13 protein-coding genes are annotated in these 19,701 nt (G+C 67.8%); 7 read left to right on the forward strand and 6 right to left on the reverse strand.

Annotated elements, in window-relative coordinates:
* The first annotated feature begins 358 nt into the window (after nt 1–358).
* The 3 genes from HUA78_RS02860 (at nt 359) to HUA78_RS02870 (ending at nt 3,155) form a co-directional block, all read left to right on the forward strand.
* Complete coding sequence (locus HUA78_RS02860) at nt 359–934, forward strand: hypothetical protein (RefSeq protein WP_174461397.1); 576 nt, start codon at nt 359–361, stop codon at nt 932–934.
* A 252-nt stretch (nt 935–1,186) separates the two neighbouring features.
* Complete coding sequence (locus tag HUA78_RS02865; RefSeq protein WP_254623528.1) at nt 1,187–2,284, forward strand: oxygenase MpaB family protein; 1,098 nt, start codon at nt 1,187–1,189, stop codon at nt 2,282–2,284.
* 202 nt (nt 2,285–2,486) lie between these two features.
* Nucleotides 2,487–3,155: a cell wall protein gene (locus tag HUA78_RS02870; RefSeq protein ID WP_254614258.1), complete on the forward strand. Its 669-nt coding sequence runs from the start codon at nt 2,487–2,489 to the stop codon at nt 3,153–3,155.
* A 164-nt stretch (nt 3,156–3,319) separates the two neighbouring features.
* On the opposite strand, the gene HUA78_RS02875 is transcribed toward HUA78_RS02870, so the two are convergent.
* The gene (locus HUA78_RS02875; protein WP_174453262.1) at nt 3,320–3,565 is read right to left on the reverse strand and encodes a hypothetical protein; all 246 of its coding nucleotides are present in this window, start codon (nt 3,563–3,565) and stop codon (nt 3,320–3,322) included.
* A gap of 163 nt (nt 3,566–3,728) precedes the next feature.
* The gene (locus HUA78_RS02880; RefSeq protein ID WP_174475607.1) at nt 3,729–5,129 is read right to left on the reverse strand and encodes a hypothetical protein; all 1,401 of its coding nucleotides are present in this window, start codon (nt 5,127–5,129) and stop codon (nt 3,729–3,731) included.
* A gap of 410 nt (nt 5,130–5,539) precedes the next feature.
* Between HUA78_RS02880 and HUA78_RS02885 the strand changes: the two genes are divergently transcribed.
* From HUA78_RS02885 to HUA78_RS02895, 3 genes are all read left to right on the forward strand, one after another.
* Nucleotides 5,540–6,418, forward strand: coding sequence for a S9 family peptidase (locus tag HUA78_RS02885; protein ID WP_174461400.1), 879 nt, complete (start codon nt 5,540–5,542; stop codon nt 6,416–6,418).
* A 158-nt stretch (nt 6,419–6,576) separates the two neighbouring features.
* Nucleotides 6,577–7,392, forward strand: a complete 816-nt coding sequence (locus tag HUA78_RS02890) for an NAD(P)H-binding protein (RefSeq protein ID WP_174453259.1) — start codon at nt 6,577–6,579, stop codon at nt 7,390–7,392.
* 336 nt (nt 7,393–7,728) lie between these two features.
* Nucleotides 7,729–9,072: a S9 family peptidase gene (locus HUA78_RS02895; RefSeq protein ID WP_174461402.1), complete on the forward strand. Its 1,344-nt coding sequence runs from the start codon at nt 7,729–7,731 to the stop codon at nt 9,070–9,072.
* Between the two features lie 65 nt (nt 9,073–9,137).
* Here HUA78_RS02895 and HUA78_RS02900 read toward each other — a convergent pair whose 3' ends face one another.
* Together HUA78_RS02900 and HUA78_RS02905 are read right to left on the reverse strand one after the other, a co-directional pair.
* Complete coding sequence (locus HUA78_RS02900; RefSeq protein WP_174461403.1) at nt 9,138–9,947, reverse strand: outer membrane beta-barrel protein; 810 nt, start codon at nt 9,945–9,947, stop codon at nt 9,138–9,140.
* A gap of 180 nt (nt 9,948–10,127) precedes the next feature.
* Nucleotides 10,128–11,204 carry an NADH:flavin oxidoreductase gene (locus HUA78_RS02905; protein ID WP_141641031.1) on the reverse strand — a complete coding sequence of 359 codons (1,077 nt, stop codon included), beginning with the start codon at nt 11,202–11,204 and terminating at the stop codon, nt 10,128–10,130.
* A 258-nt stretch (nt 11,205–11,462) separates the two neighbouring features.
* On the opposite strand from HUA78_RS02905, the gene HUA78_RS47630 reads away from it, so the two are divergent.
* Nucleotides 11,463–11,693 carry a DUF6766 family protein gene (locus tag HUA78_RS47630; protein ID WP_371745509.1) on the forward strand — a complete coding sequence of 77 codons (231 nt, stop codon included), beginning with the start codon at nt 11,463–11,465 and terminating at the stop codon, nt 11,691–11,693.
* Here HUA78_RS47630 and HUA78_RS02910 read toward each other — a convergent pair.
* On the reverse strand, nt 11,585–12,679 hold the full coding sequence (locus tag HUA78_RS02910; protein WP_174453256.1) for a fatty acid desaturase: 1,095 nt from the start codon (nt 12,677–12,679) through the stop codon (nt 11,585–11,587). The genes HUA78_RS47630 and HUA78_RS02910 overlap by 109 nt on opposite strands.
* A gap of 25 nt (nt 12,680–12,704) precedes the next feature.
* The gene (locus tag HUA78_RS02915) at nt 12,705–19,697 is read right to left on the reverse strand and encodes a type I polyketide synthase (RefSeq protein WP_254623529.1); all 6,993 of its coding nucleotides are present in this window, start codon (nt 19,695–19,697) and stop codon (nt 12,705–12,707) included.
* Between the last annotated feature and the right edge of the window lie 4 nt (nt 19,698–19,701).

Consider the following 19,701-nt stretch of genomic DNA (forward strand, 5'->3'; position numbering starts at 1 on the left):
GTTCACCACCGGCGAGGTGCCACAGCTTGCCTCGCGGTGTCCGGATACGGCTGTCGCGGCTGTTCGTGTACCTCGCCGCGCCAATAGACGTCGTCCCTATCATCAGGTGTCAGGCTTCGCTCGATGGCGCGTTGCACTGATGCCAAGAGCATCCGCTGCCACTGGCCCTGAGACATGCGTCCTCATCCCTGAGGCTGTACACGGAAATGGACCCTCCGTACCGCCGTTCGGCCACACACAGGGCCCCGCTTTATTCGTATCGCGGAGCGAGTGGTATAGCGTGAGGTGTCTGGATTAGACAGACGGAATGAACCCATTCATCTCTCGTGTCGTGACCACTGTCGCATTCACTCTCTTCATGTCCGCTGGCCTGACAGCCTGTGGTGATGACGAGGTGAGCTCCGACGAACAGGCCCGACGCGCATACCTGGGACTCGATGAGTCCGTCAGCAAAGCCCTGCAGCTCGGCTTCGCCGGCTTCAACGCCGCTTCGAGCGCCAACATCCCGGCCCAGTCAGCACCCGGCAACGTGTCCGGGACGCTCCTCATCTCCGGACAGGTGGACCAGGGGGCCTCCAACAACAAGGGGATGCGACTGCGCGTGGGAATGGCCACCTACTCCGACGGCGAGATTGTCGTGGGCGAAGACGAGGAGCCGGTGAACATCACCTACGCGTCGACCACCGATACGGCGACCCAGCCGGAGCTGAACCTCCAGCTTCGCAACATCCCCAACGGCACCTTCTCCGGCGCGCTCACGGGCCCCTTCCAGATGACCGGTGACCTGGAGGGCGAGGTCACCCTCAACCTGACCCTCGCCGGTGAAATCGAGGACGACGGCACCGGCAAGGTGCGCCGCAAGGTCGGCACCACCACGGTGACGGGCACCGCCACGTCGGGCGACGGCTCGTACAACGTGAACCTCACGCGGTAGTCGCCGCACACTGCCTCCCATGGAGCGCACGACGTGCGTGGGCTCGGGCTCCGGGCGGGGCAACCACGCCGACGGCCGACGACCCTCGTGCCTCGACACTCGCGGGGACAACGTGGGACGCTCGTTTGCCCATCCCTGAGCACCGGGATGGGCAATCCCATTCTCGTGCCTGGATTCACTGAAGCCCCCATGTCTTCAAATTCCGCATCCCGTGGCCGCTGGACAGATGAGGTGCTCGAACCCTTTCGTTTCATGGGCGAGCCCGTGGCGGACGCGGTCATCCAGGAGGTCTTCGCCAACAACGAGGTGGCGACCGTCAACCGCATCCTCCAGAGCATCCAGTCGAATGTGCACCTCGTTCCAGGGGAGATGCCAGACGCCGTGGAGTCGTACCTGAATCAGACGGATGACTGGCCCGAGTGGGCCGATGCGGAGAAGGTCCTTCTGGGCCAGCGGCTCTTCCAGCGCTATGGCATGCAGATGACCCTGGCCTATTTCACGTGGTCCCTGCCCTGTTGCTACGCCTGGGCCAAGGCGGCCAAGGTGCTGACCTGGACGGGCGGTATCGACAAGCACGTGCATCGTCGCATCATCGAGACGGCGCAATTCGTCCTGGATGTCATGGGCGAGGGTGGCTTGGGGCCGAAGGGCTTCGGGGTGCGCACGGCGCAGAAGATCCGCCTGCTGCATGCCACCATCCGCTACCACGTCGGCGGAGATGCCAGGTGGCAGGCGTCCGAGTGGGGGACTCCGGCCAATCAGGAGGACCATGTCGCGACGCTCTTGACGCTGGCCCTGGTCCCCCGGGTCCTGACCCGGCTCCAGCTCGACTTCACCCCGCAGGAAGAGGACGCCTACTTCCACTGCTGGCGAGTGATTGGGCACTTCCTGGGCATCCACCCCACGCTGTTGCCCCGAGACCTGGAAGATGCCCAGCAACTCTGGGAGGCCATCCAGCAGCGTCAGGTGAAACCCTCGGTGGAGGGGGTCGCGCTGACCAAGGCGCTCGTCGACTATTTGAAGACGCGCATCCCCGGCACGATGATGGACGGCATCGCGGTGGCGATGATGCGTGAGCTGTGCAGCGAGGCGGTGGCCGACGCCGTCGGGCTGGAGAAGTCGGACTGGACGCGCCATCTGCTGGGGCCGATGCGGTGGATGTTCTCCCTGTCGGACGAGGCGCAGGACCAATCGGGCCTCGCGGCGAAGATCTCCGCCTCCCTGTCTCGCGAACTGCTGGAGGGGCTGCACTCCTCCGAGACGGGTGGCAGCCGGGTATCCTTCCGCATCCCCCAGTCGCTCCAGGAGTCGTGGAACCTCACGGCCCCCGGGGAAAAGCAGGCCAGCTAGCGCGGGGGGCTCGACGCATGTCGTCAGCAACCCGCCTGCTCAACCCTGACCTGGAGCGGACACACAGCTCGCTCCACGGGGTGAACGCATCCACGACGCATCCTGAAATCAGCCTGGCTCCTCGCCCGGACAACCCCCCAGGGGGCGGGGGTTGGATTCACGGATGGTCGAACAACCTGAGCCGTGCTACGCCGGGCTCCACATGCCCAGAGCCCGTCGCGTCACCCCCTCCCCCCGAACCCCTCGCTCTCTTCCCGCGCGCGGCGCTTCCTCGGCGACGCCGTCACTGGATGAGGCCTTCCAGGCCATCGTGCACGGCGCCGTGCAGGAGTCGTTCGCCCCGCTGATGACGGCCATGCGCCGCCTGTCCGAGCGACTGAGCGGCCAGCCCTACTCCGCCCCGCCCGTACAGCAGCGCAAGGCCCCCGCGCCACAGCCTCCCCCCCAGGTGCAGGCCGTCGTCGAGCAGCCTGTCGCCTGCGCCGTCATCGGTTGTCGACAGCCCGTCCGCACGCTCGGCTACTGCTCGGCGCACTACCAGAAGCGTCGGCAGATGGTGGCCACCGGTCGGCTCCATGCCGCCTGGGTCGAGCACGCCGCGCCCCACTCCATTCCGGATGTCATCCTGTCTCGCCGTCGTCGCTCGGACAGCTCGGCGGCGACCCCCGCGAGCACCGCGACTCCCGCTCCGAGCGGTCCCCGCGTGTGGGTCCGCAAGAAGGGCCAGACGCAGTCCGTGGGCCCCCAGGGTGAAGAGGGCCCTTCCGCACCGTCCATCCTCCCCACCCTGCGCCCGGCCGAGGGCGCCGACGCGGCGGACACCGTGAAGCGTTGGGCCGCGGAGTTCCTCGCGACCAAGCGTCGCAACTGAAGGCTGTCTCAGGACCCCGCGCTGCACCCGGGCAGACGTCCCGCTCCTCGCGAGTCGGGACACCCGAGGGGAGCGCGGGGTTCATCCCCGCGTGACACACGACAGGGATGAGCCTGTTTACTCCCCCCGGGTTTGAAGCCGGCTGCGCCTGAGAGCCTTTGCGCTCAGTGGCAGGTCCAGGACTCCTCGGTCCAGTCCCCACAGACACTCTTGCGACACAGCGTGTAGTTGCACGTGTCGCCCATATAGCCACAACACGCCACGTCCGCGTCGCTGGTGCCAGAACAGTGCACCCGCTTGGCCGACTTGTACGTCTCGGGCGACTCGTTATCACCACACGACTCGCCGTCGTCACCACCACAACCCGCCAACAAGGGAACCGCGATGAGCATGCACAGAAGGGTACGCATGTCTCACAGAGGAACATGAGGCACACATCCAGGGCCACGGAACCCGAGTGAAACACCCACCCAGTCACATGTATCAATCACCAGGAAAGTATTTCTCGCGACCCGAGAGCGCGGTGTTCATCTCGTCTGGATTTCCAGAACACCGCGCAAACACTCGCCTCGCTCAGTAACGAGCCTGGAGCATCACCGTCGCTCCGAAGGTGCTCGCATCCTTGAAGACAGGCACCGCCACGCCGGTCACGTCGTCGGTGAACTCCACCTTGTTCGGGTCATTCGCGTAGGAGACCTCCGCCACGACGCCCGCCAGCGAGCCCAGGTCCCACCGGGTCGTGGCCTTCAACGTCAGCACCGTCATCCGGTCCTCGCCTGCCGGGAGGACGCTTATCTGATGGGGCCCTCGGAGCAGCAGATGATTGGACTGGCTCGGCCCCAGGAGTCCCCCTGCATTGAGCACCGCGGGCAGCGTGAGCCGGGCAAGGAATCCTGGCGTCAGGCCCCAGCGCTCGAGGTGGTAGTCGGCGCCCAGCGAACCCGAGACTTCCGCCCGGGGCTTCGCGGAGCGACGAAAGGCCTCGTTCGGGAAGACCCACGGAGCGTCCAGTTGAATGAAGCTCGGAGTCCGGTAGTAGGCCAGTCCGTACACCCGCAGGAAGTCGTGCCGCACCCGAACCTCCAGGGCCGCGGCGCTGGCGCTCTGGGTACGACGCCGCTGAGCCGGCCACACCTCCGGATCCAGGAGGTCCTGCGACACCAGGCTGCCTTCCAGGGAGACCGAGGCGGCGAACCCGGCGGAATACGTCCCGGCCGTGAAGAACCGTTCAAAGAAGACAGGGTCGCCTCGATAGAGCGACAGGTCCACGTTGCTCCCGATGGGCTCGCCGTGGTGCCACAAGGCCCGAAGTGAGGCTCCCCTCATGGTCATGGGAAGCTCCGCCCCGCTCGCCGCGGCGGTCGGATTCTCCCCCTGGTTCCAGGACATGCCCTTCAGCTCCAACTGGAGTTGGGGCGACACGTCCACGAAGCCACCCGCGAGCAGCGCGTAGTAGCGCCCCGAGTCCCCCAGCACCTCGTTGACGACCGCCGATTTGAGCGCCGCGAACACGCCCCACTGCCGCCGCGCGAGCCGTAGCTCCAGCGCCGGCTCGCTCCCCGGGCGGCGCGGGAAGGCCTCCCGCCCCCACGTCACGGGGTACGTCGAGCCCAGGTACAGCCGGATGGAGCTCAGCGGATAGACCCCCAGCGCCAGGCCTTCATCGGCGGCCCAACTGGAAGGCCGGTAGCGCAGGCGGAAGGCACTGCCATTGTCCACGAAGGTGGCCCCCCGACTGGCACCACTCGACGAGAGGAAGAACGACAGCGCCGCCTCGGCGCGCAGACCCGAGGTCAGCTCGGGAGTGTGTGCGTCCAGCGCCGCGTTCCACAGGGCGGACGAGCCCGCGGTGTCGACATCCTCGTCACCCGCGAGAAAGGAGAGTCGCGCCTGGAAGGGCCGCTCCGCCGGGGGTGATTCGGGAGCCTGCCCCAGGGTGAAAAACAACGACAAAGACAAGAGCACAGGAGACATGGGGCGCCGCGTCTATCATGACTCCCCGCCCATCGCGCCTTCCCTATGTCACTGCCTGGAGTGCCAACGGCGGCCGCGCCACCTTCCCCTTCTGTCCGCGGTGCGGAACCACCCTGTCCCGGGAGTTCGACAGCCTCCCGGAGTTCCTCGCCATCGCCGTGGGCCCTGCCCCCTTGGAGCTTGAACACCTCGAATGACATTCCGCCCCGCGAAACAATGACAACCATGTTTCGCGTCGCGGAACAAAACGAGGAAAAACCTAACAGTACGAAAAATCAGATAGACGAGAAGACATCCTCGGAGTCTTAATCGTGAGAACGGGGCCGCCTGTGAATGCAGCGTCGGCTCACGTCGGTCCGGGTGCCTCATGCCCCGGGCATGAAGTCCCACGTCACCCACGAGGAGAAGTCATGAATCAGAGAGAGCTGACCTTCCGTCTCGGATTGCTCCTGACCCTGGCCTGGACGACCACCGCAGGAGCGCAGTCCCTGAGCAGCTTCACGGCGACATACCGGGGCGGCGGCACGTCGCTGTGCAGTTCCACGTACAACCTGCGCGGCCAGGAGCCGTCGGCCTCGGGCAAGTACCCGGTGTTCATCTACACGGTGGGCACCACGGAGCCGTACGAGCACTCCTCGGCGCTGGCCGCCGTGGAGGAGATGGCGTCGCGCGGCTATGTCGCCGCCACCGTGGAGTACGACAACGCGACGTTCGGCACCTGCTCGTCGATGACCACCCGCTCCAAGTGCATCTATGACGGGAGCCGGGCCACCAGCGCCGTCGGCACGCTGTGTGCTCGCGCCAAGGCGGACTGCTCCAAGGGCATCGTCGTGGCGGGCTTCAGCCAGGGCTCCATCATGGCCATCCTCGCCAAGAACCATGACTCGCGAGTCCAGGCCGCGTATGGACTGGGCGCCGGCGTCCAATACTCCATCTACAACCTGCGCTCCTGCGTGGCCAATGGCAACCGGGCGCTGCCGAGCAGCCGCCTGCGCATCGTGAACGGCGAGCAGGACATCTTCGTCGGCCCCACCGAGTCCTCCGTCCGCTCTCAAAACACGGAGACGACGGGCCAGTCCTGCCCCCTGGCGACGTCCTGCTTCGCGAGCAACAACAGCGGCTGGTACATCATCAAGGACATCCAGCTCGGCGACCTCAACGCGGACCACTGCTACATGCGCTCGGGAGGCTGCACCGGGCTGTTCCTCGACTCGACCTGGCGCACCGGCTCCGCGCCCTGGTCGCTGCGGACCAACCTGGACTGGCTGAAACAGTTCACCACGCCGTAGTTGACGCCTGGCGCCAGCCTCCGGGCACTTGCGTGAGGCTGGCGCGACGACGGACAGCGAACACTCCGGCGCCGGGAATGCTCGGGACGTGTTGAGTATCCGCACGGACGCCGAGCATTTTCCCCAGCCGGGTGAGGTGCGCGTGTTTGCGTCGCGCCATGACCACTTCGAGCATCCTCATCCTGGGCGCGAGCGGGACCACCGGACGACGCGTCACCCGGCTCCTCCAATCACAAGGTCACTCGGTAAGGGCCGCGTCGAGACACGCGGACGTGCGCTTCGACTGGAAGGACCCCGGCACCTGGGAACAGGCCGTGGGCCCGGCGTCGCGCATGTACCTCATGGCGCCACACGAGCAACCCATCGACCCCGCCTTCGTGTCCCTGGCCGTGTCCAAGGGCATCCGCCGCATCGTCCTGCTGTCGAGTCAGGGCATCGAAATCATGGGAGACGAGCGCCTCATGTCCGCCGAGCGCCTGGTGCGCGGCTCGGGCGTGGACTGGACCCTCGTCCGCCCGGACTGGTTCAACCAGAACTTCGACGAGGGCTTCTTCAAGCCCGCGGTCCTCGCCGGACGCATCACCCTCCCCGTCGGGGAGACGAAGCAGGCCTTCGTCGACGCCGACGACATCGCCGCCGTGGTGACCGTGGCGCTGACGAAGGACGGCCACGAAGGCCAGAGCTACGACGTGAGCGGACCTCGCGCGCTGAGCTTTGGCGAAGCCTCGGCCATCATCGGCCGCGCCGCCGGACGACAGGTGCGCTTCGCCGGAGACGCCGACACCTATCTCTCCGAGCAGCGGGCCCTGGGCCGACCCGACGAGGCCATCCAGGGCGAAATCAAGGCGTATGGCGCCCTGCTCAAGAGAGGCGACGCCACGCCCACCGACACCGTGCGCGCCGTCACCGGCCACGCGCCCAAGTCCTTCGAGACCTACGCCGCGCAGGCCGCGGCCTCGGGCGCATGGAAGTGAGCCCGGCCCGCGCGAAGCGCCACTCCCCTTGACAATCACGCGAACCAATCGCACGATTCAATCAGACGATTGACCCATCCTCGGAAGGCACGGGCCCCCCGTGTCCTTCCCGGTTTCGTACGTGCTTCTGCACGAGGCTCTCGGTGTGCCCGCGGTTCGCCGGGCACGCGCGAGACCTGACGCCCGGCCTTGCCCTCTCGTGCTTCAGGCGCGCGGCCCTTCGTCTGTCTTCAGCAGGCCTGGCCCTCTCGGTGTCTGTGATTTGAAGGCCGCGATGACAGAAATAAAGACCCGCGGTGTTCGAGCCTTCAATCCCTCATCAGGAGGCAGCACACCATGGGTTTCACCCTGAATCGCCGTTCCCTGCTCCACGCGAGCCTGGGTCTCACCGGAGGTCTCGCGCTCATGCGCGCGCCATCCTCACTCGCGGCACCCTCACCCGGCGCGGCCCCGGCCCCCGGCGCCCAGGAGCCCTCGCGGCCCTGGTATGAGCTGGGATTGCTGTCGGACCCCGTCATGGAGAACCAGCTCCTGCATTTCCTGGCCGCGACTTACAGCGCCCAGGCGGATATCGGAGAGGTGCTGGACACCGCGAGCCGCATCCACCCCGAGGACGAATGGAGCTGGCCCACCGAGTGGGTGAGCACGGCGGACCGCCTGAGGGCCATGGGGGATGCGAGCCTCGCCCGCCACCACTCCCGCAGCGCGGGCCACGCCTACCTGCGCGCGGCCAATTACTACCGCGCCGCGCTGATTCACCACCCGGAGCCGGGTCACCCCAGCGTGCTGGCCACGGGGCGGAAGTCCGTGGACGCCTACGACAAGGCGCTGACGCTGCTGCGGATTCCGGCGACTCCCGTGCGGATTCCCTACGAGAACACCACCCTCCCCGGCTACTTCTTCCGCGCCCCCCATACGCGGGGGCCCGCGCCACTGCTCATCTTCCAGCAGGGACGCGACGCGTGGCCGGAGGAGTCCAAGTATGTGATTGATGCCGCCCTGGAGCGGGGCTACCACTGCCTCATCGTCCATGCGCCAGGACAGGGCATGGCCATCCGGGAGCAACACCTGCCGTTCCGTCCCGACTGGGAAAAGGTCATCACCCCCGTCATCAACTTCGCCGTGCGCATCTCCGGCGTGGACTCCCGGAGGCTCGCGCTGCTGGGCTGGAGCATGGGCGGAGCGCTGGTGCCACGCGCGGCGGCGTTCGAGCGGCGCCTCAAGATTCTCATCCCCAACCCGGGCGTCCTCAACTGGGGCCAGTCGCAGTTCGACCAGTTCAACGGCTACTTCCCTGAAATCATGAAGCTGCTCGACACGGACCCGGCGGCGTTCGACGCGGCCCTCTACGAGCTCATGTCGCAGGTGTTCCTGTACCGCTGGTACATGCGCGACGCCATGTCCAAGCACGGCGCCAGCTCACCGTCGGACCTGCTCTTCAAGCTGCGGGAGTTCAACAACGAGCCCGTGGTCCACCGCATCCGCTGCCGCACGCTCGTCATGGACGGCACCGCGGAGGCGTACTCGGGGGGACAGGCGAAGCAGCTCTACGACGCGCTGACGTGCCCCAAGGACTACCTGCTCTTCACGGAGGAGGACACCGGACTGTTGCACTGCCAGGAGGGCGCTCAGGCCGTCGCCAATCACCGCATGTTCGACTGGCTCGACGAGTACATCTGAGGCCGCGTCCCGAACAGGGGAACGTCGGGCCGGTGAGTCCCGGCCCGACGTCTCACACCTGACGACTAGAAGCGGTACTGCGCGCGGACGCCGCCGTAGATGAAGCCGTGGATCTTCTTCGTCTCAAAATCCTCGGTCTCATCGAGCTCGTCGCTGCCAGGGATTTCCACGCTCGAGTCAATGGACACCGAGGTGGAGGAGTACTGGCCCGCGGTCACGGTCGCGAACGGACCCACCGAGAACTTGGGGGAGATGCGGTAGTCAAGGCCCACCTGGGCGGCGACGAACTCGAAGCCCTTCACGGAGAGCTTGGCGGTGATGGACTCACCATCCTGCTCGCCCTTGACGGCCGTGTTGAGGAACTCATAGCCGACACCCACGCTCACCCAGGGGTCGATCTTGGGCGTGACATTGAAGTGATAGGCCACGTTGACGCCCAGGCGGAGCTGGCTCGCGCTGCAGCTCACGCTGACGGCGCCCTGGTCCTCGCAATTGGCGTTCTCGTCATTGAAGCTCGCGATGCCGTACTGGAAGGTCGCGCCCAGGTATACGTTGGGGTTGAAGAAGTAACCGGCCTCCAACTGAATCGGGATGACGCCCGTGACCAGGTCACTCACCTTGTTGGTATCGTCGTCGTCCGCTTGAACCGAGCCCAGCTCGCCGTAGGGCGCGCCGTACCCCAAGCTCAGTCCCAGCGCGAAGCCCTTGCCGCCCCCAGAGTCGTCCGCCGCCGACTCCTCGCTGGCATAACCTTCCTCGGAGTAACCCTCCTGAGCGGAGTCATCCTGCATCTGGAAGGTCTCGCCAGCCAGGGCCGGAGAAGCAACGAGCGCAAAGGACAGAGAGCACAGCATCATCTGGGTGCGGCTTTTCATGACGAGGGTCCCGAAAAGAAGTGGTGAGAAGTTGAGCCCCACACCCTCAAGGTGTCGGACGCGCATTAAGACGCACGTCCTCGTCACATATTTAAAGTAACAAGGCCACAAAAGTGCTGGGTTCCAGGTGACCCGGCCCCTCCTGAGCCCCGTCCCGTGCGCTCCCGGACGGTGCCGCCCTCAGGGGACGACGAAGTTCTTCCAGCCGCGCAGGTAGTCGACGAAGCCCGCTGACGCGCCCTCCGCACGCAACACGGCTCCAGGGAAGGGTGGGCGTTGGATGGCATCGCCCCGCCGGACGCGCTCGGGCCAGTCGTGGTTGGCGATGGCGGAGCGGCCGAGGGCCACTGCGTCCGCGCCGAGCGCCAGTTGCGCCTCGGCGTCCTCCTTCGTCCAGATGGCGCCCGCCACGACAATCTTCACCCGCGAGGGCACCGCCGCGCGGAAGAGCGCCGTCGCGTGCTCCTGAGGCCGCTTGTTCGTGTTGAGCGCCGAGCGCCAGAGCGACAGGTGGAGGACGTCCATGCCGCCGTCCGCGAGCATCCGCGCGACCTCCAGCGTCTCATCCAGGTCCAGGCCCTTGGCCTGCCCGAAGTCCTCGGGCGACAGCCGGACGGCGAGCACGCGCTCGGGCACCGCGCGCCGGACGGCGGCCACCGTCTCGCGGATGAGTCGCGAGCGATTCTCCAGAGAGCCGCCCCAGCGGTCCTCACGTCGGTTGTAGACGGTGCTCAGGAACTGCGACAGCAGATAGCCATGCGCGCCGTGGAGTTCCACGCCGTCGAAGCCCGCCTGGGCACAGCGGCTCGCCGCGTTCGCGAAGGCACGGATGGCGCCCTGGATGTCCTCTTCGGTTCCCTCCCGGCACCGGTCCGCCGCGTCGGTGTGCGCGCTCGCGCTCCAGCGCTCCAGCCCGCTGACGGCGGGGTCCGCGCGCAGTCCTCCGTGGAAGAGCTGCGCGGACAGGAGCGCGCCCCCTTGGTGGATCCGCGCGGCCAGACGGCGCAGGCCCGGCAACATCGCATCGTCGTGAACTCCCAGCTCGCCGGGCCATGCCTTGCCGTCCTGCTCCACATGCGCCGCGCACGTCTCCACCAGCCCGAAGCCTCCGTCCGCGCGCAGGGACAGGAAGTGGAGTTCAGCATCCGACAGCGTGCCATCGGCGTGGCTCTGCTGGTTCGTGAGCGGCGCGAGCCAGATTCGGTTGCGCGCGACGACATTCTCACGGAGTTCCAGGGGGTCGAACAGTCCTGCCATGTGGTGCATCTCCCACGTGTGAGCCAGAGGAGGCTGGGCCCTCGGATGCCTGGTGCGCGGGGCCGTCGCTTCCCTCGCGATGATTTTCGCATGCCAGCAGGCCAGCACCCGACCGGGCAGGCAAGTGCCCTCCCATGCCGGCTGCGGGGGGCGGAGTCGTGGACAGATTTCGAGGGATGGTGAACTCGACCTCGCCGGGCGCCCCAGGCAAGGGGCTCCGGCGAGTCCAAGGACCCCGACGCCAACAATCGAGTCCTGCTGTCCGTCTGGTTGCGCGAAAAGGGCAGCCCCGAGTCAAAGCCCGTCAACGCCCCCCACTCCCGGACCGGCAAATCGTATCTCGCGATTCTATTGTATCGGAGATACCAGGGTATCGCGGCTCACGACGCGACACCCCGGGGGGCTTCGAGCCGCCTTCGAAGCTCGTCCGTGCTCACCGCGGGCGTTCCGTCCCTGCCCACGAGCATCGTCCCCTCGGTGGGCGAATAGAGCGCCGGGCGCGAGTACAGGGTGCGCAAGGCGTGGACGTGGGGGAAGACGGCGGAGGCTCCCGGATGGAGTTCCCGCAGTCGCTGACGCAACAGCGGTGCGAAGCGCGGGCTCATGGCCGGGAAGATGTGGTGCTCCTGGTGATAGCTGAAGTTGAGATGGGCCCAGTTCATCACCGGGTGCGTCTCCACGCTGGCGGTGTTCACGAAGGGGTTGTCGCGGTCCTCGGACGCCGGCAGCAGCCAGTGGTTGGTGGCGATGTAGATCATCAGCGTGACGTTGGCGACGATGAGGGGAATGACGAGCGCGAACAGCGCCCCTCGCGGCCCCATGGCCCAGCCCAGCGCGAACCAACCCCCTGTCACGAGCACTGTGAGGAGCCGCTCCTTCGTGCGATTCATGCGCACGTGCTGGAGCTGGGGCTGGTTGATGTGGTGCCACAGGAACGCCTGTCCCTGCGCGGTGAAGAACAGGCCGAAGCTGATGTAGCTGACCCAGGTGCCCGAGCCCGGTGAAATCGCGTGGAACAGGCGCGCGAACCGCTGGGTGTCCAGGTCCTGCTGACGCGGGAGGATGTCCGGATCCCTCTGGTGGATGTTCGCGGCGCTGTGGTGCGCCTGGACGTGCCAGGCGCGCCAGTTGCCGGGCGTGACGAGGAACGGGCTGAAGCCCGCCCACCCGAGCACCTCCTCCCAGCGCCGGCTGCGAAAGACAGCGTGGTGCAGCGCCTCGTGCGCGGCCAGCCCCACGGTGGTGACCATCTGCCCGAGCAGGAACGAGAGCGGCAGACAGAGCCACCAGGGAAGGCCGCCCCAGCCCAACAGCCCCATCAGGGCCATCATCACCGGCACCAGCGCCAGTGCGATGACGCCCCGGTGGGGCTGAGGCTCGAAGGACTCGGGAGGCATCACCCGGCGAAGCTCCGCGCGAAGCGGCTTGGGGTCATCGATGGGCAGGGTCGCCGTCGAAAGTGCGGTGGAGTGCATTGTGTTCACCCGATGGAGAGAGGGTTCAAGCCATGGGACGCGCGAGGCCGCCCTCGAGCAGCATTCGCAGTCGTCCCGCCTCGTCGACCGCCGCGACGGTGCCGCATTGGAGGATGTCCCCGTCCAGCCGGGGACTCAGCGCCTTCAATGACAGTCGCAGCGGTGCATCCGTCTTGCCCACCAGTCCCCGGTCGAAGGTGGCTCGTTCGAACTGGATGGGCGCGAAGACGGCGCTCGACACACCATCCACGTGCATCGCGCTCAGGCGCAGCGCCGCGTCCAGGACGAGCGCGGGCACAGCGGTCCCCGCGTCTTCTCGCCGCGCTGGCAGCCCCACGCTCGCGAAGCGCGCCGAGCGCTCCAGGCGGATGTCCTCCAGGCAGTCGAACATCTTCGACAGCTCGATGGGCCCTCCCCGCGCGCAGTGGGGATCCTCCGCGGACAGCCCACGCCCCGAGGGTGTCGCCGCATCGAGCCCCGGGGTGCCTCGGGGCGGCTGGGCCGACAGTGTGAAGCGGGCTTGCGCGAAGACGAGGTCTCGTTCGAGCACCACGCCTGAGGCATGGACGATGTCGCCCAGCAGCTTCACTCGCACGCAGTGACGACCGGGCTCGTCGGTGAGCTGGGTGCACTCGGCCCGCAGGGCCTGATGTCCACCGGGCTTCACGCGGATGAAGCGGGAGAACCTCACATCCTCGATGGTGACGGTGCGCAGCTCCGGTCGTCCGTCTCCCAACGCGGCCCGCAGCATCAAGTCCAACGCCCAGGCTCCGGGCAGCGTGGGCGTGCCTCGGACCAGATGGTCCTCCAGGCATGGCACGCTCGCGGCATCGACCATGAGGTCCTTCAGCACGGCGGACGGCTCCGTCGCCGGCAGGGGCTCCGCGGGCAGCAACTCCAGGCCGTAGTAGGAACGCTCGCTCTCTGTGAGCTGCACGTGGATGGACTCACGCAGGGGGCCTTCGAGGAGTTGGAGGAACAGTGCCTCGCCCTCCTCCGCGCGAATCCCACGCAGCCTCCGGCTGGCGCCTAGCACGCGGTACTCGGAGCCTCGGGTCATTCCGATGCCATCCCAGGCCAGCCACCCCACGCTGCACCAGGGCACGTCGGGATGGGCGTCGCTGGACCAGGCACACAGCCGGTCCAGGGCCTCGTTCGCCGCTCCGTAGTCCGCCTGTCCGTCATTGCCGATGAAGCTGAATGCGGACGTGAGGACATGGAACGGCACGGGACGCGCGAAGCGGCTCGCGCAGGCGGCGTGCAGGTTGCGGAGCCCGAGCAGCTTGGTGTCCAGGTTCGTCCGCAGCTCCGCGAGGCGCCGACGGTTCAGCTTCTTGGACGTCTGCGTACCCGCCCCATGGACCACCAAGTCCAGACGCCCGTGCTCTCGCGTGAGTTCGTCCATCACCCGCGCGACGTCGCCGGGACTCGTGACGTCCGCGACGCGGTAGACCATCCGGCCTGGCAGCCGCGCGAGGCCCACCAGGGTGGAGCGCAGCTCCCGGACCGCGAGGTGCCGTTCGAAGCGCGCTCGCAGCTCAGGCATCCGCGTGCCCGGCTTCGCCGCGAGCTCCGAGGCGTAGAACTCCCGCTCCACGACGGGGAGCTGTTCCTCCAAGGCGTGGAGCACTCGCTCGGGAGCGGCCTCCGGGTCGCTTCGTCCCAGGAGCACCACCGTGCATCCGTACCGCTTCAAGAGCGCTCCGGCGAGCACCGCCGTGACACCTCGCCCGCCGCCAGTCAGCAGGACCACGGAGCTGGCATCGAGCGTGGAAGCGCCCTTCGCGGGCGTGGCCGACGGACGGAGTCTCCGGACACAGCGAGTCACGCCGTCGAAGCAGACCTCCACCGACGGACCGCCCTCTGCGTCCGAGACCAGTTCGGACAGGGCCTGCGCCAGGGCTTCCGGCAACGTTCTCTGGGAGGTGGCGATGGCCCGGACGTTTCGCGCCGGCACCTCGCGAGCAATCGACTTGAGCATTCCCGCGAACAGTCCCGTCACCGGGTGCAGGACACGCCGAGGGCCCACGCCTCCCACGCACAGGCTCGCGAGTTCCACCTCACCGGCGAGGAGTCCTTCGTAGGAGCGCCGCGCCGCGAGGAAGAGCAACTCCAGCGCCTCATGGCTCAGCGCCGTGTCGGAGACCACCTCGGCCTCGCTCGCGTCCGGCTCGATTCGACTGACCGCGAGGATGAGCTGGGGCGAGAAACCCAGCGCTTCCAGTGCCGCGTCGGCCGTCTCTTCGCGTGTCAGGTCGATGCCGCGAACCCGCCCCGTTGCTTCCGAGGCGCCCGCGAAGAGCACGAAGTACTCGGGCCCACACAGTCGGCGCGCCTGCGCCTCCAACTCGTGAGCCTGCGCTTCGTCCCCAGCGATGAAGAGGACCCGACGCCCTTCGAGCCGCACGGGCCGCGTCGACCGGACCTGCTGCTCGACGAGCACTGGCGTGTAGTACCCAATCGGCGCGCTGTGGTCGAAACCACTCGTCGACTCGTCAGTCGCCACCTCACCAGGCTTCGGGGGCGGTTGTGCCAGAGGCAGATGCGCCTCGGCTTTGGACTCCACGGGGTGGATGGACGCTTCCGGAAGGAGCTGAAGCTCCAGGCGGGCACCGCTCGCGGCTTCGGGATGGAAGCGCAGCGTGGTGGGGCGTCCCTCCGCGGCTGTCTGCACGGCGCGCAGGACCGCCAGGGCCTCTCGTGCCGAATGCGGTGGCAACGACTGGCCTGCATCTTCTCTCGAGTCCGTGGCCTCCGACATCCGGAGGCGGCACAACACCTTGAGCCCTCGCTGGGCGGCCTTCTCGGCGGTGGTCACCGCGAGCAACGTCAGGCCCTCCTCTGGCTGGGACCCACTGGCGACAGCCCCAGGCCGAAGGACGTGCGCGCCGCCCACGAGCACCAGCTCGAAGCCCGTCTCCAGCACTCCGCGCGCGGCCTTCAACGCGGCGGCCAATGAAGCGCCTCCGGCATCCACCACGAAGTTGGGCCCCTTGACGTCCAGCGCCCCCGCCACCCGTCCCGGCGTGACGTTCGCCATCATCCCTTGCAGCGTGTAGGGCCCCGAGGGACGCAGCGTTCCCGTCACCACGTCATGGAAGCGCTCCGCCAACGGTAGCAACGCGGCCTGCCCGGGAGCCTGGAGGACACGCTCTCGCAGCTTGCGGCGCGTGGAGGCGGCCAGCACGCGCTGAATGGCTTCCACCCCTCGCCGGGTCTTTCCTTCAAGCCCCAGCACGATGGCCGTTCCCGTGCGCAGCCCATCGAAGCCCGCCAGTTTCTGGACGAGCGCGCTGGCCGCGGTGAGCGCGAGCGCCTGCGTCAGGTCCATGTCTTCGGAGATATCCGGCAACAGCCGCACTGACGACGGCAGACGGAAATCCCCTCCGTTGAAGCGAGTACCAACCTCGGATGGCACACCGACTCGCGCCACGCCGTTCGAGTCCGGGAACACTCCTTCGGCGGCCACCACCACCAGCTCGCTCCGCTTGCCAGCACGCGCAGGGAACCTCGGGACGACGGGCCCGCTTCGGTACTCCTCGAGCACCAGATGCGCGTTCGTTCCCCCGAAGCCGAAGCCATTCGTGGCGGCGCGGCGCGGATGCGCTCCGTTCTCCGGCCAGGGCTTCTCACTCAGGCTCACCTCGAAGTCGGGGCCCAGTGCGCGCAGCTCCGCGCCGGGTCGCTCGAAGTTCGCCTGCCTGGGGATGAGTCGATGTTCCAGCGCCTTGCACAGCTTGATGACCGAGGCCGCTCCCGCCGCCCAGCCCACATGGCCAATCAGCGCCTTGACGCTGGCGAGCTGGATGCCCTGGCGCTTGCCTCCGAAGACGCGCGCAATCGACTTCAGCTCGGTGGCGTCACCCGCTGGCGTGGCCGTGCCGTGTGCCTCCAGGTACTGGATGGTCGCGGGGTCGATGTCGGCCGTCGTGTAGCAGGCGGTCATCGCCGCCACCTGTCCCTCGACGCGCGGGACGTTCGCGGAGCTGCTGCGACCATCACTGGAGAGCCCCGTGCCCCGGACGATGGCGCGGACCTGGAGTCCCGCCGAGAGCGCATCCGACAGACGCATCAGGCCCACCACGCCCGCGCCTTCGCCGAAGATGACGCCATCCGCGCGCTCGTCGAATGGGCGGCTCCCCGTCGCGGAGAGTCCATTGAACTGGGAGAAGAGGCAGCTGTTGCCGGGTCCCGGCGAGAAGACGCCACCGGCGAGGACGAGGTCCGCATCCCCTTGCTGAAGCGACTTCATCCCCAGCGCGATGGCGTAGAGCGATGATGCACACGCGGCATCGAGCAACACCGTGGAGACTCCGCGCCCGACCACATCCGTCACCACCGTCTGGAGGGTCGGATGTGGCGCGAGTTCGGAGGACCGGGCCGTCACGCCCATCACCGAGCGAGCCGCCTGCGCCAGCAACGCGAGGTCCGGCCCCAGCATCCCCTTCGCGCGGAGAAGGGACTCGCCCGCTTCCAGGCTGAGTGCCGCGTCGTACTCGGAGGACCCTTCCGCTGTGGAGCCGAGCAGGCACTGGATGCGTGCGGGTGAGCGCGCGGCGAACTCCTCCAGCCCCACCATCCCCTGTGCGAGCGCGATGGCCAGGAGCTTCTGTTCCCGGACGTACCGCTGGAAGCGCACCGAATCGATGCCTCGCGGTGCCACCAGGTCAGCGTCTCGAACCGCGCCCGTGAGCAGTGTGTAGGCTCGGTCCGGCGTCCCCGTGGGTCCGACGAAGTCCGTCATCAAGGAAGGCTCGTTGGCGCCCGGATCGACGATGCCACTCACGCCCTGCCGGATGTTGCGCCAGTACGCCTCCGGGTCCGTCGCGCCGCCTGGGAACAAACACCCGAGGGAGACGATGGCAATCGCCGGGTCTTCCCCTGCGGCCTCGCCGCGCCCTTGGGCCTGTTCCATGGCAGCAACCTCCGAGGGAGGCATCCGCGCCTCACCTCGCGCACGGGTCTGCGCCGAGGGAGCAGCCCCCGAGGGTGGCATCAGCGCCTCGCCACGACGACCAGCCTGCTCCACAGGAGTCCCCTCCGAAGGAGGCATCCGCGCCTCTCCACCTGCATGGGCTTGCCCCATGGCAGCAGCCTCCGAGAGAGGCATCAGCGCCTGACCCCGAGCACCTGCCTGCTCCACGGGAGCCCCCTCGGAAGGCAGCATTCCGGAAATAGCGCTGACCTCGGTGACGGATGCCGAGGGCAGGATGCGCTGAACGATGCGCGCCAGTCGCCCCTCCGTTCCGCAGTCCAGGAAGCGGGTGCAGCCCGAGCGCGACAACCACTCCACCGCGCCCAGGAAGTCGAACGGATGCATCAGATGTGACGCGAGGGCCTCCGCCAGCTCGCCCGGTGCGCCCGCATACACACGTCGCTCAATCGGCGAATAGATGGGCCCGCGGGGCGCCTTCATCGCGACGCGTGCGAGCGCGGTGCGAAATGCCTCCGCCGCGAGCCGTAGCCCTGGATGGTGGAACGGATACCGACTGACGACGAAGGTGAACCCCTGACCCTGCTGCTCCAACCAGGACCGAAGTCGCTCGAGTTCCGCGCGAGCCCCCGCCACGACGGTCTGCTTCGCGTGGTTGCGTCCCGCGATGACCAGCCCGGCCGCACCACAATCGCTGATGGCGCGCGCGGTCTCCGCCTCTCCCAGCGCGAGAGCGGCGAGCGTGCCCAGGTCGTCCGACACCATCTGGAGCGCCTGGCTGCGCAGACACACCACCTCCGCGCCCCCACGCAGGTCCAGCGCTCCGGCCGCGGTCATCGCGGCAATCTCCCCGAAGCTGTGCCCGACGAAGATGTCGGGGCTCCGCCCCTCGCGCATCAGCCACCGGGCACCGAGCACCCCCGCCAGGAAGATGCCGAGCTGGTCCAACCGGGGCGATTTCTCCAGCGCACGCCGCACCTCGTCCGCGTCGCGCGCCGCGAGCAGGGGCCCCGCGTCGAACCCGTGACGCCTCGCCGCCTCCTCAACCGCCGCGAGTTCGTCGCGCAGCTCCGGCTGCAAGAGCCTCAGTCGAGCGAACAACCCAGGCTCGAAGGAGCCCTGCCCGGCGAAGAGGAACGCGGTGGCCCCCGTGGGGAGCGTCAAGGGCGGCACTTCCTTCCGCCCCTCTGTAGCGAACCTCTCGGATGCCAGTGCGACGTCCATCGAGCGGACAGAGCCCGACGCGGCCGAGCCAGTGAGGAGCCCCAGCGTCGGCGCTTCCTTCCGAGCCGCCGGAGCAGCCCCATGAGGCGCCAGCGCAACGTCCATCGGGCGGACAGAGCCTGACGCGGCCTGACCAGTGCGGAGCCCCGCCGTCGGCACTTCCGTCCGAGCCGTCGGAGCAGCCCCATGGGACGCCAGCGCGACGTCCATCGAGCGGGCCGCACCCACCGTGACCGGTCCAGCGAGGAGCCCCAACGTCGGCGCTTCCTTCCAACCTTCTGGAGTTGCTGGCGCGATATCCACCAGGCGGGCCGCCCCCAACGTGGCCGCGTCCGCGAGCAACTGCTTCGCCAGCCCCCGGACGCCTTCCGAGAACAGCTCCGCGATGGCGGAGCCTCCCTTGAGCGCGCGCTCACGGAAGCTCATCGCCGCTGCGGGCTCGAACATGCCAGCCAGCGACTCGAAGCACGGACGAAACGATTCAGGGAACGGGCACAGGGCTCCGGTCTCCTTGTCGGCGCAGAGCACCGTTTGGTAGCCGCAGGCCACGGGCGTGCCGTCCTGCTTCAACGTCCGGAAGCAGAAGCGGACCGACACCTCGCCCCGCTCCTCGAACGAGGTCAGCACCACCAACCTGTCACCCAGGTTCGCGGGCGCGAGGTTGCGCGAGTACCCCTCGTACGTGAGCAGGAGCACCCGGTCGAAGTCCCGACGGAACTCGGGCACCTCGAAGAAGTGCGGGCTGAACAGCAGGTGCTCGCGCCCCGCGCACTGGAACTTGAAGTTGGTGAGGAAGTGATGGCTCCCGTAGGCCATCGTGTCATCGAAGTGGATGACGTACGGGACAGCGAAGTAACCCATGGCG

Source organism: Myxococcus sp. CA033 (genome assembly GCF_013336625.1).
Taxonomy (GTDB): domain Bacteria; phylum Myxococcota; class Myxococcia; order Myxococcales; family Myxococcaceae; genus Myxococcus; species Myxococcus llanfairpwllgwyngyllgogerychwyrndrobwllllantysiliogogogochensis.